15 protein-coding genes are annotated in these 15,700 nt (G+C 48.4%); 9 read left to right on the top strand and 6 right to left on the bottom strand.

Going from position 1 to position 15,700, the window contains the following annotated elements:
* Positions 1-3 precede the first annotated feature (3 nt).
* Positions 4-348 (top strand): hypothetical protein, encoded by a 345-nt coding sequence (locus tag ACYP03_RS20960; protein WP_459781999.1) that lies wholly within the window; start codon positions 4-6, stop codon positions 346-348.
* 42 nt (positions 349-390) lie between these two features.
* On the opposite strand, the gene ACYP03_RS20955 is transcribed toward ACYP03_RS20960, so the two are convergent.
* Entirely contained in the window at positions 391-867 is a 477-nt protein-coding gene (locus tag ACYP03_RS20955; protein ID WP_459781998.1) for a hypothetical protein, read from the bottom strand.
* 224 nt (positions 868-1,091) lie between these two features.
* Positions 1,092-1,760: a MaoC family dehydratase gene (locus tag ACYP03_RS20950; protein ID WP_459781997.1), complete on the bottom strand. Its 669-nt coding sequence runs from the start codon at positions 1,758-1,760 to the stop codon at positions 1,092-1,094.
* A 433-nt stretch (positions 1,761-2,193) separates the two neighbouring features.
* Between ACYP03_RS20950 and ACYP03_RS20945 the strand changes: the two genes are divergently transcribed.
* The 6 genes from ACYP03_RS20945 (at position 2,194) to ACYP03_RS20920 (ending at position 7,453) form a co-directional block, all read left to right on the top strand.
* Positions 2,194-3,345 (top strand): serine hydrolase domain-containing protein, encoded by a 1,152-nt coding sequence (locus ACYP03_RS20945; protein ID WP_459781996.1) that lies wholly within the window; start codon positions 2,194-2,196, stop codon positions 3,343-3,345.
* Positions 3,346-3,435: 90 nt separating this feature from the next.
* On the top strand, positions 3,436-3,654 hold the full coding sequence (locus ACYP03_RS20940; protein ID WP_459781995.1) for an alternative ribosome-rescue factor A: 219 nt from the start codon (positions 3,436-3,438) through the stop codon (positions 3,652-3,654).
* A 127-nt stretch (positions 3,655-3,781) separates the two neighbouring features.
* On the top strand, positions 3,782-4,552 hold the full coding sequence (gene modA, locus ACYP03_RS20935; RefSeq protein WP_459781994.1) for a molybdate ABC transporter substrate-binding protein: 771 nt from the start codon (positions 3,782-3,784) through the stop codon (positions 4,550-4,552).
* A 33-nt stretch (positions 4,553-4,585) separates the two neighbouring features.
* Complete coding sequence (gene modB / locus ACYP03_RS20930; protein WP_459781993.1) at positions 4,586-5,284, top strand: molybdate ABC transporter permease subunit; 699 nt, start codon at positions 4,586-4,588, stop codon at positions 5,282-5,284.
* Complete coding sequence (modC, locus tag ACYP03_RS20925) at positions 5,284-6,369, top strand: molybdenum ABC transporter ATP-binding protein ModC (RefSeq protein ID WP_459781992.1); 1,086 nt, start codon at positions 5,284-5,286, stop codon at positions 6,367-6,369. The genes modB and modC overlap by 1 nt, the downstream gene beginning before the upstream one ends.
* 409 nt (positions 6,370-6,778) lie before the next feature.
* On the top strand, positions 6,779-7,453 hold the full coding sequence (locus ACYP03_RS20920; RefSeq protein ID WP_248142240.1) for a CAP domain-containing protein: 675 nt from the start codon (positions 6,779-6,781) through the stop codon (positions 7,451-7,453).
* Between the two features lie 78 nt (positions 7,454-7,531).
* On the opposite strand, the gene ACYP03_RS20915 is transcribed toward ACYP03_RS20920, so the two are convergent.
* From ACYP03_RS20915 to ACYP03_RS20900, 4 genes are all read right to left on the bottom strand, one after another.
* A complete protein-coding gene (locus ACYP03_RS20915) occupies positions 7,532-8,086 on the bottom strand; it encodes a hypothetical protein (protein WP_248142241.1) in 555 nt (184 codons plus the stop codon).
* Between the two features lie 170 nt (positions 8,087-8,256).
* Positions 8,257-9,045, bottom strand: a complete 789-nt coding sequence (locus ACYP03_RS20910) for an alpha/beta fold hydrolase (RefSeq protein ID WP_459781991.1) — start codon at positions 9,043-9,045, stop codon at positions 8,257-8,259.
* Entirely contained in the window at positions 9,042-10,073 is a 1,032-nt protein-coding gene (locus ACYP03_RS20905) for a M14 family zinc carboxypeptidase (protein WP_459782019.1), read from the bottom strand. Before ACYP03_RS20905 ends, ACYP03_RS20910 begins: the two co-directional genes overlap by 4 nt.
* A 124-nt stretch (positions 10,074-10,197) precedes the next feature.
* Complete coding sequence (locus ACYP03_RS20900; RefSeq protein WP_248142243.1) at positions 10,198-10,890, bottom strand: DUF4336 domain-containing protein; 693 nt, start codon at positions 10,888-10,890, stop codon at positions 10,198-10,200.
* A gap of 457 nt (positions 10,891-11,347) precedes the next feature.
* On the opposite strand from ACYP03_RS20900, the gene ACYP03_RS20895 reads away from it, so the two are divergent.
* Both ACYP03_RS20895 and ACYP03_RS20890 read left to right on the top strand, forming a co-directional pair.
* Positions 11,348-12,448 (top strand): efflux RND transporter periplasmic adaptor subunit, encoded by a 1,101-nt coding sequence (locus ACYP03_RS20895; RefSeq protein ID WP_459781990.1) that lies wholly within the window; start codon positions 11,348-11,350, stop codon positions 12,446-12,448.
* 2 nt (positions 12,449-12,450) lie between these two features.
* Entirely contained in the window at positions 12,451-15,633 is a 3,183-nt protein-coding gene (locus ACYP03_RS20890) for an efflux RND transporter permease subunit (RefSeq protein WP_459781989.1), read from the top strand.
* Positions 15,634-15,700: the final 67 nt, after the last annotated feature.

The raw sequence follows: 15,700 nt of genomic DNA, 5'->3' as shown, positions 1-15,700 counted from the left end.
AACATGAAGAATCTATTAAAGTCATTTTTTCTGATGAATTTACTCGCGGGTGGCGCTGTTTGGGTCGGTTATCGTTTTTCTGAATTGCCGTTTGAAGTGAATCAGGATGTGTTTTTTTATATGTTCGCACTGCAATGGGGAATGGCGGCGCTGGTTTGGCATGGTGGTAGGGAAAGTACAAGAAATGATCACGATGCTGGCGGTATGAAATCGAACACGAAGCTGTCGTCTGAACTGATTGCAACGGATAAGAACAGAGAAATTGCTGCGAATTATGGATTCGGATTGACCTTATTTTTATCCGGTTTATTACCACTGTCAGCCTGTATTTTCTCGCTTTCTGTCTGAAGAAAAAAGCTACCTGTTCAGGGTAGCTTTTTTGTTTGGAGATTAATTTGTGTGGGGAAGATATCCGGTAAAACCACAAATTTTCCAGCCGGCATCTGTTTGTTTCAGATAATAAAGAGTTTGCCACAGCAGCTCATCGGTTTCTCCATCTGCACGTTGAATTTTGCCGTTAAATTGTTTACGCGCAATTGCCCGTCCATTTTCAATTTGAATCTCATTGAGTGTCGTTGCAGCATGGACGGCATCTTCCAGAGGTTCGTTATACATCGTTCCCTGAGCCACTTTTGCTTGTCGGAGCCATTCTTGCTGATACTCAGCCAGCGTAGAGAATGCAAAAGTCCACTTTGCAGGATTGTGTTCCCGGTTGGCATTGATGGCATAAAATTCATCTGCGACAAAGTCATCGGCAACCTGGAGCCAGTCGGCATCACAGTATGCTTTGATATCACGTGTGACCAGCATTTCCCAGATTGCAGCCCGATCGGCGTCAGTTGCAGAAAATGGGTTTGTTTTTTTCATGGTTTCTCTCCCTGTACCTTATTTACGATCATATAAGCGTAATGATCAATAAAGCTGAACAATATCAAACCGGATACAGATCCTGAAATGTCGTGTGATTGTTTGATGCAAAGATCTGATACAGATAAGATTTCAGGAGAATTCAGACAAAAAACTGAAATGATCAGGGGAGGTGTGCCATACCGCTTCAAACTGATATTGAAGCGGCATGGCGAGTGTTTTGATCAGAAATACAAACGGACAACCGATTCAGCAACACAACCAGGACGGCGGCAGCCTTCAATCTCGACTGAAATTTCCTGCACGATTTCCAGACCGCGTTTTATCGGTGAAACCGATTGAATTTTCGTGCGTGCACGAACACGACTGCCTGCTTTCACCGGGTACGGGAAGCGTACCTGATTCAGGCCGTAGTTCACGGTCATTTTTGCTGTCGGAAACTTCTGGTTTTCCGGATCAACGCTGTCTGTCAGTACAGAAAGCAATGACAAAGTTAAAAAGCCATGTGCGATTGTGGTTTTGAATGGCGATTCAACAGCTGCGCGCTCAGGGTCTGTATGAATCCACTGATGGTCTTCAGTGACTGCAGCAAACTGGTTGATTTTATCCTGGTCAACCGTCAGCCATTCTCCGACATGTGTTTCTTCACCCAGCGATGCATTGAGCTCTTCCATCAGCTTTGCTGCTTCAGGATGAATTTCAATGGTTGCAGTTTCTTGTATAGCATCGCCATTCAGTGCAATGCTTTCTGCTTTAGACCAACCGGATACATGGGCTTTGTTTAAAAACTCAATCCAGTAATCCCGGATTGAAGGCGACAACCAATCTTTCAATTCGAATGGGTGCTTGGCCAGAATTTCACTTTTTTGTTTGAGAAAGTCGACCACTTTCATACGTACCAACCTTTATCTTTTTTCTTAGTATGATTGAGGCGGCATATTGAATCTTGGCTGATCAGCGTCAGGATCAAAATGTGCCCTTGATCTCAAAATAACTCATCGGATGAGTCGTCATTATTATAAAACAAACTCATTTCGTCACTGTAAAGTGTGCGTCAAATCATGATTTACCCATTTAATGTGATGGATATCACATTTTATGTGAGGGTGGTATCTGCATGTGCACATGATTTGAACAAGGAACGCTCTGAATTGGATCATGCATCGAACATCATGGGCAATCGCGTGAGTATGTTAACTGATACGTTTGAGTATAGATTGTCGCAGGAAAAAGAAGTGAAAATTGTGAGGTCGATACCTGTTTCAAGCGGAATACGTTATACCTATTTTGAGTGCTCTTGTGAGTTACGGCGAGTCTGGTGGTGTTGTGTGTTGTCGAACCTGGTTGTGGTGCTTTCTCTGTCTGTTTGGTGCTCAAAGCGTCATCGCTGCTCCCGGTGATGATATTGTATTTGCCCTTGATAAATACGTCAGTCAGGCTGTGAAAACGTCGATCCCCGGCGCTGCTCTGGCTGTGATTGTGAATGGGCAAATTCGTTTACTTCGTGGTTACGGTGTCACAAAGGTAGGCGGGAATCAGAAGATTGATTCTGCGACCGTCTTCCCCCTGGCTTCGATTTCAAAGACCTTTGCCTCTGCAGCAACAGCAATACTGGTTGATAAAGGCTTGATCGAGTGGGACACCCATGTCGTTCCTTATCTGGATAATATTGAGTTTAGTGACCCGGCGCTTGGGAAAACAGTGACCTTGCGAAATGTGTTGTCGCATACAACAGGACTGGTCCCTCAAGCTTACTCGGATCTGCTTGAGCATGATGTCAGCTACAAACGCATTTTATCCGTTTTAGACCGCGTGAAGTTTGTCTGTGACCCGGGTGACTGTTACAGCTATCAGAATATTGTTTATAACCTGAGTGCCGATATGATCTCTCTGGCGTCTGGGATGGATTACACCCATTTCGTTACAGAACAGATATTTATTCCTCTGCACATGCAGCATGCAAGTTTTGGGTTAAAAGCTTTTCTGAGCACAGAAAACAGAGTTGAGCCGCATGTCCGTGTGAAATCCGGTTACGCTGCGGTGAAGCCTGCACCTTATTATTATCAGGTTCCAGCGGCGGCTGGCGTCAATGCAAGCGCGCAAGACTTAGCGCAGTGGATGCTGGCTCAATTAGGGCAATATCCGGAGGTGTTGAGTGAAGATAATCTGGTTCTGCTGCATCAGCCCGCGATCCGGGCGAACCAGTACCGGTATCGAGCCAAGCTGAGTAAAGTCTATTATGGGCTTGGCTGGCGCACTTTCGATTATCAGGGGATCCCGGGTTTTGTTCATCATGGCGGATGGGTCAAAGGGATCCGGACAGAAATGCTGTTTAACCCGGCAACTCAGACTGGAATGGTATTTCTGACCAACAGTGAAACGGATATCGCCAGAGAAGCGGTACTGGAATTTTTGAAGCTCTATCAACATTTTATTGAACCGTCTGAGCCAGACTCTGAAGTTGCAACTGTTGAATAAAGTTTTTCGCACAGACACTTGAAATTTGTGTGATCAGGCGTACACTTCGCTTGAAATTTGCCCTTTATATGAACGACAAAGGAGTTAATCATGGCAAAGAAACACGCTGAACAAGCGAAAGAAAGAGTGAACGAGCAGACGTTTTTTGAAACTGAACACGGTCGGGGAGTGATTCAGGATAATGCTCTGAAAGCGGTGGTCACGAGCAAAGTCTTCCGAAGCCGGGTTGAAAAAGCCAAAAAAGGTAAAGGCAGTTTTCAACGGAAAGCAAAACACGGCGGACGAGAGTCCTGGCCAATCGCCGCTTAACTCAGTTGTGATTGTCCAGGACTCTTTTTTTCGTGGGTGCTTTTTTCTGACCTAGTAGTCAGAAAATAATTGTCGGGTATAGTCGTCTCATTTACTATGCCTGTGTGATTGAATTGAAAGGAGTCTGATGATGCGTCTTCGCTGGTGGAAGTGCCTTCCGTTTGTATTTTTACTGTCCCTGCAGCCTGTAAGCGCAAAAGAAAAAGTACTGGTATTTGCTGCGTCTTCTCTGACAAATGCTTTAACAGAGCTGGCCGATCGTTTTGAGAAAAAGACCGGTGATGATGTGATCTTGTCTTTCGCCTCTTCCTCAGCGTTAGCCCGGCAACTGGCTCAGGGCGCCCCTGCAGATCTGTATATTTCTGCAAATACAAAGTGGATGGATTATGTCATTGCGCAAAAAGCGGCGAATGCTGATTCGCGCAAAGATTTACTGCACAATCAATTGGTTTTGATCACGCATATTTCTTCACCGGAAAACTCAATTGAACTGAATGCTCAGTGGGATATTGCCGCTTCGTTGCAAGGGAGCTGGCTGGCAGTGGGTGATCCGGCTCATGTCCCCGCAGGTTTGTATGCGAAACAGGCGCTGGAGGGCTTAGGGCTCTGGCAGCAGGCTGAACCTCGACTGGCCCGTGCGAATAACGTCAGGGCTGCATTATTGCTGGTCGAGCGACAGGAAGCAGAGCTGGGGATCGTCTATCAAACCGATGCTTCCATTGCAGACAACGTCAAAGTGCTGGCCCGCTTTCCTGCCGAAACGCACCAGCCGATCACTTATCCAATGGTGCTGACGAAAAAAGTCCCTTCAGCAGCGGCAAAGGCGTTTTATGCTTATCTGGAATCTGCAGAAGCTGCAACCATATTCAGGAAGTTTGGTTTTTTAACCAACGGGTGATCGAAACACAGAAAACAGCGAATAAACGTCAAGATGGAAGCACTTGTACTGACAGACTATGAATTAACGGCTTTGCAACTGAGTCTGAAAGTCGCATTCACCGCAGTGCTGGCGAGCTTGCCTGTTGGTATCGCCTGTGCCTGGGCGTTAGCCCGGGGAAGATTTTTGGGAAAATCATTACTGGACGGTCTTGTTCACCTGCCTTTAGTGTTGCCGCCTGTTGTGGTGGGTTATTTACTGCTGGTGGTGATGGGACGACAGGGCGTTGTCGGCGCTTATTTATATGACTGGTTAGGTATTTCGTTTGGTTTTAGCTGGCGAGGTGCCGTTCTGGCCGTTTCTGTTGTCGCTTTCCCATTACTGGTTCGTTCTATCAGGTTGGCGCTGGAAAGTGTTGATCCCAAACTTGAGCAGGCTGCCCGTACACTGGGAGCCGGTCCTGCGAAAGTATTCCTGACCATCACCTTACCTTTAATGTTGCCGGGGATTCTTACCGGTACAGTACTCGCATTTGCCCGGGCGCTTGGTGAATTTGGTGCAACCATTACTTTTGTATCAAATATTCCCGGAGAAACTCAGACTCTTCCTCTGGCTATGTTTTCCTTCATTGAAACACCAGGTGCAGAAACGCAGGCCGGGCGTTTGTGTGTGATCGCAATTGTAATTGCATTGCTGTCACTGGTGGTTTCCGAGTGGCTTGCCCGGATTGCAAGACGTCGGCTGGGGGCTTAATGCTTGAACTGAACTTCGAAAAGCAGCTAGGGCAACTCAGACTGGATGTTGATGTGAGATTGCCGGAAACGGGCATCACGGCGTTGTTTGGCCGCTCAGGAGCAGGGAAAACCTCTTTTATCAATATCGTGAGTGGATTAACGCCGCCAGATCACGGGACACTCAAGCTGGGAAGCCGAGTGCTGTGTGATACTTGGCAAGGCATCCATTTACCACCTGAACATCGTAACATTGGCTATGTTTTTCAGGATGCGCGTCTGTTTCCCCATTATCGGGTCCGCGGTAACCTGCGCTATGGCTGCCAGGGAAGATCCAACGATGCATTGTTTGATGAAGTCATTCATCTACTTGATATTGCTCATCTGCTGAATCGTTTTCCGTCTGCTTTATCCGGCGGAGAGAAACAACGGGTTGCCATTGGCAGGGCACTGCTCAGTCAGCCGGATATGCTGTTGATGGATGAACCTTTAGCTTCACTGGATTTACCCCGTAAACAGGAATTGATGCCTTACCTCGAATCACTGGCAAAGAGTGTCAAAATTCCGGTTTTATATGTGTCACATAGTCTGGATGAGATTTTGCGTCTTGCTGACCATATGGTCGTGCTGGAGCAGGGAAAGGTGATTGCTGCCGGGGAACTGACTGATGTCTGGGGATCCTCTGTGATGCGACCCTGGTTGAGTCCAAAAGAACAGAGTGCTGTTTTGCAGCTCAAAGTGACTCAGCATCATGCCATCTATCCATTGAGTCAGCTTGAAATTGCCGCGGGTGTACCGTTATGGGTCAGTCGGGTGCGCAGACCTGAAGGTGAGTTTATTCGGGTTCGGATCCATGCGAATGATGTGTCAGTCACGCGAATTAAACCTGAGCAAACCAGTATCCGTAATGTACTTCCCGCGATTGTCGAAGGTATCGAACAACATCAGTATCATGTTGATATTGTGGTACTTCACCTATTAATTGGCCATTCAAGGCTGACCGCAAATATCACCCCTTGGGCATTGGATGAACTGAAGTTATCAGTCGGAGAGTCCCTCTATGCGCAGATTAAAGGCGTCAGTTTAAGTCAGCAGGACATGGCCTGATCTGAGATCTCTTTGGTGTTCTAACGATACCCGCAGAAGATTTTTGACAGCACAACTGCAGCGAGCGGGTAAGATTAAACCAAATCGATTAAAAATTAACCAGTTTTTGTCAGGTTGATTTTTGAACAATCTTTATTCAAGTTATCTCCTTTGTTATCAGCGATTAAAAGCAATTTCACGCCAGAAAAATGGCAGATCTTTGTGTCAAATGATTGTCAGAAAGTGCATTTTTTAATCATCAACTATTGCTAGTCGATGTTCGCAGTCAGTATATTCCTCTCCCGTTGTTGGCTGATTTGATTGTTGCAACTGTAAAGGTTGCCCGTTACAGAGACATATTCCGATTGAGCTTGTTACATGCCTCTGTCTTAAAAATCAGGATCTTATTATTACGAAGTGGAAGTACCTTATGCGAATTCTTACAGTTTTGATTCTTTCGATGGTGACTCTGGTTGGCTGTGGCGGTTCAGGCAGTGGTTCTGGAAGCAGTGCATCATCGCCTTCTGGTAACACAGTGACAAATGGTGGTTCTTCTGAAAGACCAAGTACCGGCGAAGGGAATCAAACCACTGGCGGTTCAACTAACACAGGTTCTACCGGCGGCAGTTCAAACGGTGGTACAGGCACAAGTGGTTCAGACCAAACCGGTTCAGGCAGCTCAGATCAATCCATGGCTGATGAAATGCTGGCAGCTGTTAACGCAGCACGTGCACAGGCTCGTGACTGTGGAGGAACATGGATGGCTGCAGCAGGACCACTGACATGGGATTATTCTCTGGAGCAGGCAGCGTTTGTTCATTCCAGCAATATGGCAAATTATGATTTCTTCAGTCACACGGGTCTGGATGGTTCAACGCCAAGCAGCCGTGTTACCGCACAGGGTTATGACTGGAGAACTGTCGGCGAAAATATCGCAGCCGGACAAAAGAGTGTGTCTTCTGTGATGCAAGGCTGGCTGGATAGCCCAGGCCACTGTAAAAACATCATGAACGGCAGCTTCACTCAAATGGGCGCAGCTTCAGTTACAAACTCTGGCAGTACGTATGGTATCTACTGGACCCAGGTGTTTGCAGCACCGAAATAATCATTTTTGAATAAAATGAACACCTGATTTTGCATCAAAGTCTGCAAAGTCAGGTGTTTTTCGTTGTGCGGTCAGCTTTTATTTATGCCATTGCTGATAAGCATCGATACAGTGAATATCAGACAGTTTCTGCTTGAATTCATTGTCCATACCTTTCAGGCTGTAATTTTTCAGCTCAACGTTGTATTTGGCGGTGACCAGATCATAGTTCCGTGAGTGAATGATCGTGCCTGCACATTGTCTTTTATACGTATCCCAGTCGCTGTAATACTTCACATAGAGTGTTTGAGTCCACGCCCCGCCAGAACCGCTTTCATCTCCGGTTATCTTCGAATTGAGAATGTTTGCTGCGTAAAATTCCCAACTGCCATCATCAAATATTGTAAATTGGGCCGGATTGTCATATTTAAGCCCTTCACGGAAATAGGCGATGTTGGTGAACTGAAAAACTGTACTTCTTCCGCTCGGCGCTTTGTCTGTCCGTGCGGGCTGATAAACGTTTCTGGTTTGCTCAATCGGAGATACAGCCGGGGTTGTGTTGGTTTCTTCATTCGTGTCGCTGGAGCTGCAGGACTGAAGCATCAGGCATAAACCCGCGAACAGGGCGATTGGAAAACAGGGATGGTTAGTCATGGAATGTCTCCCAGGGGTTGGTAAGCATTGGTGGATCATTGACACGCTGAATCTTAACTTTGAGATTACTGACAAAGTTCATCTTCCGGCGTATCAAGCGTGAGACGAAGGAGCTGAGTCATTTGAGGATGGCCTGTGGGGAAAGCGGTAACCGATCGTTTTTGGTGCTGTCAGCGGATGCTCTGCCAGAAATTCAGCGTTTGCCGGCAGACCCATTCAGGATCATCAAGCGGGAGATCATGCCCGGCACTGGGATGAAGTTGCAGGGGACATTGCCAGTGTTCAGCCAGTTTTTGGCTGCAGGAAACATCGACTAACTCGTCATGCTGAGAGGCCAGCAAGAGTATCGGATGTGCAGGAATGTCCTGATAACGAAAGGTTGCTGCGGCGTTGAGCTGTCTGAAAAGATTCTTTTTATCCATCGGGCATTCTTTGCGCCATTTTGTCCACATTTTCAGAACATCCTGATCATCCGGGTACATATTGGATGTCATCTTGAGGATGATTGCTTCCTGTTCATCCGGCGGGCTGAGCAGTAGCCTGATCAGCTTCGGATACTGCTGCCAGCGCAGTCGTCTGAAAAAAGGCGATTGTTTCCCATTACTGGTATTAAGCAGAACCAGTGATGTGACTTCTTCCGGATACAGCTTTGCCCACTCGACGGCAATCATTCCTCCCATTGATATAGCCAGCAGATCATAGCGACAGGCTTCGGATGGATCCGGCGTTGTGAGTTGCCTGGCGTGCAGAAAGTGTAATTGCTGATGTAAATCATCCACCATTGCACTGACTGTCGAGGGAGATGTTTCGAGAAAACGCTGGCCGTTTCCAGCCAGATCCATCGTGATCACCGAACGATCCGGAAGCTGCATTTTCAACAGGCGGGTAAATTCTCCCCAGTGGCGCTGTTCCCGCAGTAGCCCACGAAGTAAAATGACCGGACGTTGGCATGGTGTCATGATGAAGAATCCTTGTACCAGAGGCTGTGTGCTGCTTGCCAGTCATCACCTTGTGGCTGATGACGGAACCAATTGGTATAAGCTTCGGTCGCATTGATTAAAAAGTCGAATAAAACAAGATGCTTGCGTAAAGTTCGCTCGACTCTGTGTTTTTTCAGGGGATGGAATAATCCAAGCGGATGCCAGAGCTGCAGAGGATTTTTTCTGACCCATAACCAGGATCCCATCTCCAGTGTCAGTGGCAGCAAAGTTTGTCCCTGCGCCGTAATTTCATCATAAAGATAGTCCCAGAGATCGCCATGGCAGGTGTAGTGCTTAGTCTGTGGTTCGAACACATAGTTCTGATGCGGATATGCCTGAAAGAACATCTTGCGCAGATGGTAAATACTGCCCAGATGAGGTACCGGCTGGCGCTTGCTTTTGGCATACGGAAACCAGATACGGTCTTTCACACCAAACCCTGAATGACAATCCAGCGCGATGGTCAAAGGACTGTGTATACATTGTTTTAAAACACGGTCGACCAGGAGCTGCGCTTCCGGCTCCATCGGGGCATCAGCCTCACCACGATACCAAGGCAGGCGCTGGCTGATACGATGTCCGCCAACCAGCCAGGCAGTTTTCTCCTGACTGTCTACCGGCGCATTACGCATCAAATCGACATGCTGGGCATTTGACCGCCATTGCATGGCCATGCCGACAGGATTGAGCAACGGTATCGCGACAATTTGCATCGCCTCCAGCGTACGATGCAAACTGACGTCCCAATTCAGGCGCTCACATAAACTGGAAAGAAAAGACAGTAACACCTGAGTGCCGATACGCTCGAGCCCGTGAACGCCACCCACCAGAAACAGGCAGGGCAGATTTGGATCAGGGTTTCCGAATCTGCATTCATAGACAGGGAAAGTCGTATTTTCGAAAGGGATCCTGAGCAGCTCACTGGCCTGCATATGATAGAGACTGTTGCCCTGATGGTTGTGGATGAGAGATTCTAGTTGTTTCAGCTCAGGTAAACGCTCAGTCATATCCACACCCACTCCTGCTTTTATTGCTGCCATTAGTTATCAGCATGGCTCATCATCCGGAGAAAAGCTGACAATCTGATGGCAAAGGTGTAAATGCTGGGCTTGAGTGTACGATGGTCCTGCGTCAGGCCTTTGATGTGCCTAGTGCCCAGCGAAATGCCTGAGAAAAGATGTGCTTACCATTCGCGGGAATGACTTCTCCGTGAGCAAATAAGATTCGCTCGAAGGGCCAGGTGAGAATTTCCTGAAGGGATTGTCTCAGGCGCGTTTTGTTCTGAAAGCTGTGTCGCCAGTAGAGCGGCATGGCAGGTTTGAAATAACAGCCATTGGCGATCGCCAGAGCAATAGTGGCGGGATGATGGCTGTTGTGGAGCCAGGACAGTGTATCTCCCAGGATCAGCGTCTGCGAGACCGGATCACAAAAGACAACCTCCTCAACTTTATCGCTTCCCCGCATGACGGTTTGCAATAACTGTCCGCGCCATTGTTCCGGGGAATGGGAACCCAAAGCATCATCAAAGACAAGATCAGTGCGTTTCAGTTCGAGTCCCGGAGCTGCATAGAAAGTTGCCTGAGCATAAGCCAGCCACCATTCGGAAAGGAAAAGGTGGTGGTTCAGGTTTGGCGTGACAATGGCCTGAACACGGCCAAGTTTTGACAGTTCAATCTGAATTTTTGTCGTGAGTTGGATGGGGGAATGGATCAGCAGATTGTTATTTTCAAGGCGAATGACCGTCATCCGGCAGCCAACAGGCACACCAAAACGTTTCAATGGCATATCCATATACCAGATTCGGTCCTTACTCCATTCAATCATTGCTTTATTCCTTAAAGCGACCCCTCATTTCCGGCGGAGTGTATCAGAGATTGCAGCCCTCAGGTATACAGGTCTCATGAAAAATTCATCTATTTATTATAGTGGGTTATCAGTTGTGTGTGGTCATCCATCGCTGTGAGACTGCAGTGGTTTCCGTCAGAAAAGAATCAATGAATTCTTGGTGTCATGCATGTGACAATGATTCACAGTTAAATGTAATTTTGTATTTTTTCATCAGAGTTAACATATTCAGATGAATAAAGAAAAAATAAAGAAACTAAGCTTTTTATCTATTCACCCTGTAAGTAAAATGTCCCCCAATATATTTGTCGCTTTTATCAGTAACAGCTCTCTGCTGTTATTCAGTCTCTTATCATAAATTAAAATGAGTCGACTGAAATTGCATTAGACTTGAGTTGTGGTCATTGTGACGTTTCGTCATAAAAAGGAGAACAGGATGAGAGGACTACGTGCCGTGTCCAGGTGGCTGGCCGCAAGACCTTATATTTATGCCATTGTCATTACGCTGGCGATTATTGGCTGGATGCTTTCCGGGCAGGGCGCAGGAGAAAGCCAGTCTGCGCAGAATGACGGACCCGAGAAGCAAGCTTCGCAGGCACCTGTTCCTAAAGTCCGTGTCACGACATTTGAGGCTGAACCGGTATTTCGCAGCCTGACCCTTTATGGCAAAACCGAACCGAATCGTCAGGCCACTGTAAAAGCTGAAGTGGACGGACGAATCATTGAAGTGGTTGCGCAGCGCGGAAGTTATGTGGAAGCAGGGCAGGTTATTGCCAATCTGGCGAAAGATGACAGACCCGATCAGCTGAGACGGGCCAAAGCACTGCTGAAGCAGCGTCAGATAGAATTTGACGGGGCGAAACAGCTTAACTCAAAGGGGTTTCAGGGCCGGGCAAGACTGGCTGAGGCTGAAGCTGCACTGGTTGATGCTCAGACAAATGTTGCTTCATTAACGCTGATGCTGGAAAAAACAACCATTCGCGCACCGCTCAGCGGCATCCTCAATGACCGGATGGTTGAAGTGGGTGACTACGTTCAGCCCGGTGATCCGGTGGGTATGATTGCGGATATAGACCCGCTGATCGTTCGCGCCGATGTCACAGAAAGTGATATCCAGCATATTCGCCTGAATCAGGAAGCGGAAGCCCGTTTGATTGGGAATGAACAGGCATCAGGCAAGGTCCGGTATATTTCGAAAGTCGCGAATGAAGAAACGAATACTTTCCGGATCGAAGTGTCTCTTGCCAATTCCGATCTTCACTTGTTGGCCGGGACCAGTGCTGAATTACAGGTTCCGCTGGAACAAACGGAAGCCATCAAAGTAACGCCAGCGGTATTGGCACTGGATGAAGTCGGTAACCTTGGGGTGAAAACAGTGGTTCAGGATCACGTTGTCTTTACGCCGGTTAAAGTTGTGAAAAGCGATGGTGATGGCACCTGGTTGGGTGGGTTCTCCGGTAAAGTGGATGTGATTACGGTAGGACAGGGTTTTGTCCGCGCGGGTGATCAAGTAGAAGCAATCAAAATGGAGAACTGAGGATGCTTGGGATTATTGATGCAGCATTGCATCGCACCCGCACCATTGTAATGGTTTTGCTGTTGCTTCTGATCAGCGGTTATATGAGTTATCACAGTATTCCGAAAGAAGCGGAACCGGATATTACGATACCTTTTATTTATGTTTCCATTTCTCACAATGGTATTTCTCCGGAAGATGCCGAACGCTTACTGTTAAGACCTATGGAGCAGGAACTGCGTGGGATTGACGGCGTCAAGGAAATGACGTCGACAGCCAGTGAAGGTCATGCCTCAGTCCTGCTTGAGTTTGAAGCGGGCGGCGATCCGAAGGAAGCATTGGCTGATGTTCGGGAAAAAGTGAATTTGGCGAAGGCAAAATTGCCGGATGAGACCGATGAACCGACAGTAAACGAAGTGACGATGGCTTCGGAAAGTCCGGCGGTTACCGTCATGTTGTCCGGTACTGCCCCGGAAAGGGCCTTGATTACTATCGCGCGGGATTTGCAGGACAAGCTTGAAGGCATGCGGGAAGTGCTGGAAGTCGATATTGGCGGTGACCGGGAAGACATGATTGAAATTCTGGTCGATCCGCTGCTGATGGAAAGCTACAACCTGGATCAGGAAGATATCTACAATCTGATTTCCAGAAATAACCGTCTGGTTGCAGCCGGTACGCTGGACAGCGGTCAGGGTCGGTTTCCAATCAAGTTGCCGTCCGTTTTTGACAACATCAAAGATGTGATGGATATGCCGGTGAAAGTATCCGGTGACAAAGTCGTGACCTTTGGTGATGTGGCGACGGTGCGCCGGACTTTTCAGGATGCTCAGTCTTACGCACGGGTGAATGGCCAGCCGGCGGTATCGCTTGAGGTGAAGAAGCGCCCGGGTGAGAACATCATCGAAACGGTTGATAAAGTGAAAGCGCTGATTGAGAGTGAGCGTGAGTTCTGGCCATCTAACATTCAGGTCGACTATACCGGTGATCAGTCAGAGCATGTGAAAACGATGCTCAACGACCTGCAAAACAACGTCCTGTCTGCGATCTTGCTGGTGGTGATCGTCATTATCGCCATTCTTGGCGGACGAACTGCCATGCTGGTGGGTATTGCAATTCCCGGCTCATTTCTTACCGGGATTCTGGCACTCTCTGTGCTGGGCTATACCGTCAATATGGTGGTGTTGTTTGCCCTGATTATGGCAGTGGGGATGCTGGTTGACGGCGCGATTGTGGTGACAGAATACGCCGATCGGGAAATGAGCGAAGGGACGCCCCGAAGCGAAGCCTATAAAAAGGCATCCAAGCGGATGGCATGGCCCATTATCGCTTCAACCGCAACGACGCTGGCAGCATTTGGTCCGCTCTTGTTCTGGCCCGGCATTATGGGCGAGTTCATGAAGTTTCTGCCGCTGACCCTAATCATGACGCTGGTGGCTTCGCTGCTGATGGCCTTGATCTTTGTCCCGACACTGGGAGGTTTGTTTGGCCGACCGCGTCCGATTTCAGTGGAAAAACGTCAGCAACTGATTGAAGCCGAAGAAGGCGATATCGAACATTTGCCCGGGCTGACCGGTGCTTACGTACGTGTGCTGAAAGCAGCAGTCAAACGCCCATGGAAAGTTCTGTTTGGTGCGCTGGCATTTTCTGCTGCGGTGATTGTGCTGTACGGAAAAGCGGGTAACGGCACTGAATTCTTCCCGGAAGTCGAGCCTGAAGGCTTTAATATCGTGGTGCGATCTCAGGGCGATTTATCTATCGAAGAAAAAGATGTTCTGATCAAAGAAGTCGAGTCCCGGATCCTGGATTTGCCTGAGATTGAAACGCTCTATGCCCGTACGGGCGGAGATGACAAAATCGGCATGCTCCGGGTGAATCTGATTGACTGGCAGGACCGTCGTCCGGCCGCTGAAACGGTCGAAGCTATTAAAGCACGGACTGCCGGTTTGGCCGGTCTGGAAATTGAAGTCAAGCAGGATGAATCCGGTCCGCCGACAGGGGATAAAGACGTGAACATTCAGCTCAGTTCTCGTTTCCCGGACTTGCTGAAAGAGACCGTAAGCAAGGTCAGGAAGGAACTTGAGTCCAATCCGGCATTCACCAATATTGATGATACAGGCCCAAAACCCGGTATTGAGTGGCAAATCAAAGTCGATCGCCGTGACGCCGCACGATTCGGTGCTGATGCAACATTGGTGGGTAACAACGTCCAGTTTGTGACCACAGGTCTGACACTGGGCGAGTACCGTGCAGACGACGTCGATGATGAGATGGATATTCGGGTGCGTTTCCCTGAACAATACCGTCACATTACCCGGCTGGAAGAACTGCGTCTGAAAACGGCACAGGGACAGGTTCCCCTGAGCAACTTCAGTACGCTGCAAGCTGCGAATAAGCTCGATACCATCAAGAAAGTCGACGGACGTCAGGCATTGTCGGTCACAGCAGATATGGCACCGGGTTATAACCTGAGTAAAGTGCTGCCAGAGGTGATGGCACGTCTGCCGGAGTTGGGACTGGATCCAAGAGTGCAGATCACACTGCGGGGTGAGAATGAGGAACAGGAGAAAGCCTCTGCGTTTCTCAGCAAAGCATTCATGGTCGCGATGGCAGTTATGGCGATTATTCTGGTAACACAGTTTAATTCCTTCTATCAGGCATTTTTGATCCTGTCGGCCGTACTGTTTTCGACTGTTGGCGTTCTGTTGGGCATGCTGGTGTTCAACCAGCCGTTTGGGATCGTCATGTCCGGGATCGGGATTATTTCGCTGGCCGGGATTGTGGTGAATAACAATATCGTTCTGATCGATACCTATAACGTCCTGCGCAATCAGGGAATGGAAGCGATTGAAGCGATTCTCCGGACTGGTGCCCAGCGTCTGCGTCCTGTGCTGATGACCACAGTGACCACGATTCTCGGCTTGATGCCGATGGTTATGATGGTCAACGTGGATCTGATTCAGCGTAAAGTGGAGTTCGGAGCGCCATCGACCCAGATGTGGGCACAGCTCGCGACTGCGGTTGCAGGTGGTCTGGCTTTCGCAACCGTTCTGACACTGGTGATTACCCCTTGCATGCTGGCACTGGGGATTCACCGGCAGCAGCGAAAAGCCGAGAAACACAGGAACCAAAATTCGCCACACCTGATTGACGAAGCGGAAAAGGATCAGACTGAATCTGAACTGAAAGCGCTGGAGCGTGTCAGCTGATCATCTGACTGAAGCTGCTCATATAAGGAAACCGCCACCTTTTCAGGTGGCGGTTTTTTCTTGGGCT

The sequence above is a fragment of the Photobacterium sp. R1 genome (genome assembly GCF_054600795.1).
This window is presented reverse-complemented; position numbering and strand designations above follow the sequence as displayed.

What these genes read in the sequence shown, in the direction of transcription:
- ACYP03_RS20960 (WP_459781999.1), top strand. Translation starts at nt 4, where the DNA reads ATGAAGAATCTATTAAAGTCATTTTTTCTGATGAATTTACTCGCGGGT.
- ACYP03_RS20955 (WP_459781998.1), bottom strand. Translation starts at nt 867, where the DNA reads ATGAAAAAAACAAACCCATTTTCTGCAACTGACGCCGATCGGGCTGCA.
- ACYP03_RS20950 (WP_459781997.1), bottom strand. Translation starts at nt 1,760, where the DNA reads ATGAAAGTGGTCGACTTTCTCAAACAAAAAAGTGAAATTCTGGCCAAG.
- ACYP03_RS20940 (WP_459781995.1), top strand. Translation starts at nt 3,436, where the DNA reads ATGGCAAAGAAACACGCTGAACAAGCGAAAGAAAGAGTGAACGAGCAG.
- modA (WP_459781994.1), top strand. Translation starts at nt 3,782, where the DNA reads ATGATGCGTCTTCGCTGGTGGAAGTGCCTTCCGTTTGTATTTTTACTG.
- modB (WP_459781993.1), top strand. Translation starts at nt 4,586, where the DNA reads ATGGAAGCACTTGTACTGACAGACTATGAATTAACGGCTTTGCAACTG.
- modC (WP_459781992.1), top strand. Translation starts at nt 5,284, where the DNA reads ATGCTTGAACTGAACTTCGAAAAGCAGCTAGGGCAACTCAGACTGGAT.
- ACYP03_RS20920 (WP_248142240.1), top strand. Translation starts at nt 6,779, where the DNA reads ATGCGAATTCTTACAGTTTTGATTCTTTCGATGGTGACTCTGGTTGGC.
- ACYP03_RS20915 (WP_248142241.1), bottom strand. Translation starts at nt 8,086, where the DNA reads ATGACTAACCATCCCTGTTTTCCAATCGCCCTGTTCGCGGGTTTATGC.
- ACYP03_RS20910 (WP_459781991.1), bottom strand. Translation starts at nt 9,045, where the DNA reads ATGACACCATGCCAACGTCCGGTCATTTTACTTCGTGGGCTACTGCGG.
- ACYP03_RS20905 (WP_459782019.1), bottom strand. Translation starts at nt 10,073, where the DNA reads ATGACTGAGCGTTTACCTGAGCTGAAACAACTAGAATCTCTCATCCAC.
- ACYP03_RS20900 (WP_248142243.1), bottom strand. Translation starts at nt 10,890, where the DNA reads ATGATTGAATGGAGTAAGGACCGAATCTGGTATATGGATATGCCATTG.
- ACYP03_RS20895 (WP_459781990.1), top strand. Translation starts at nt 11,348, where the DNA reads ATGAGAGGACTACGTGCCGTGTCCAGGTGGCTGGCCGCAAGACCTTAT.
- ACYP03_RS20890 (WP_459781989.1), top strand. Translation starts at nt 12,451, where the DNA reads ATGCTTGGGATTATTGATGCAGCATTGCATCGCACCCGCACCATTGTA.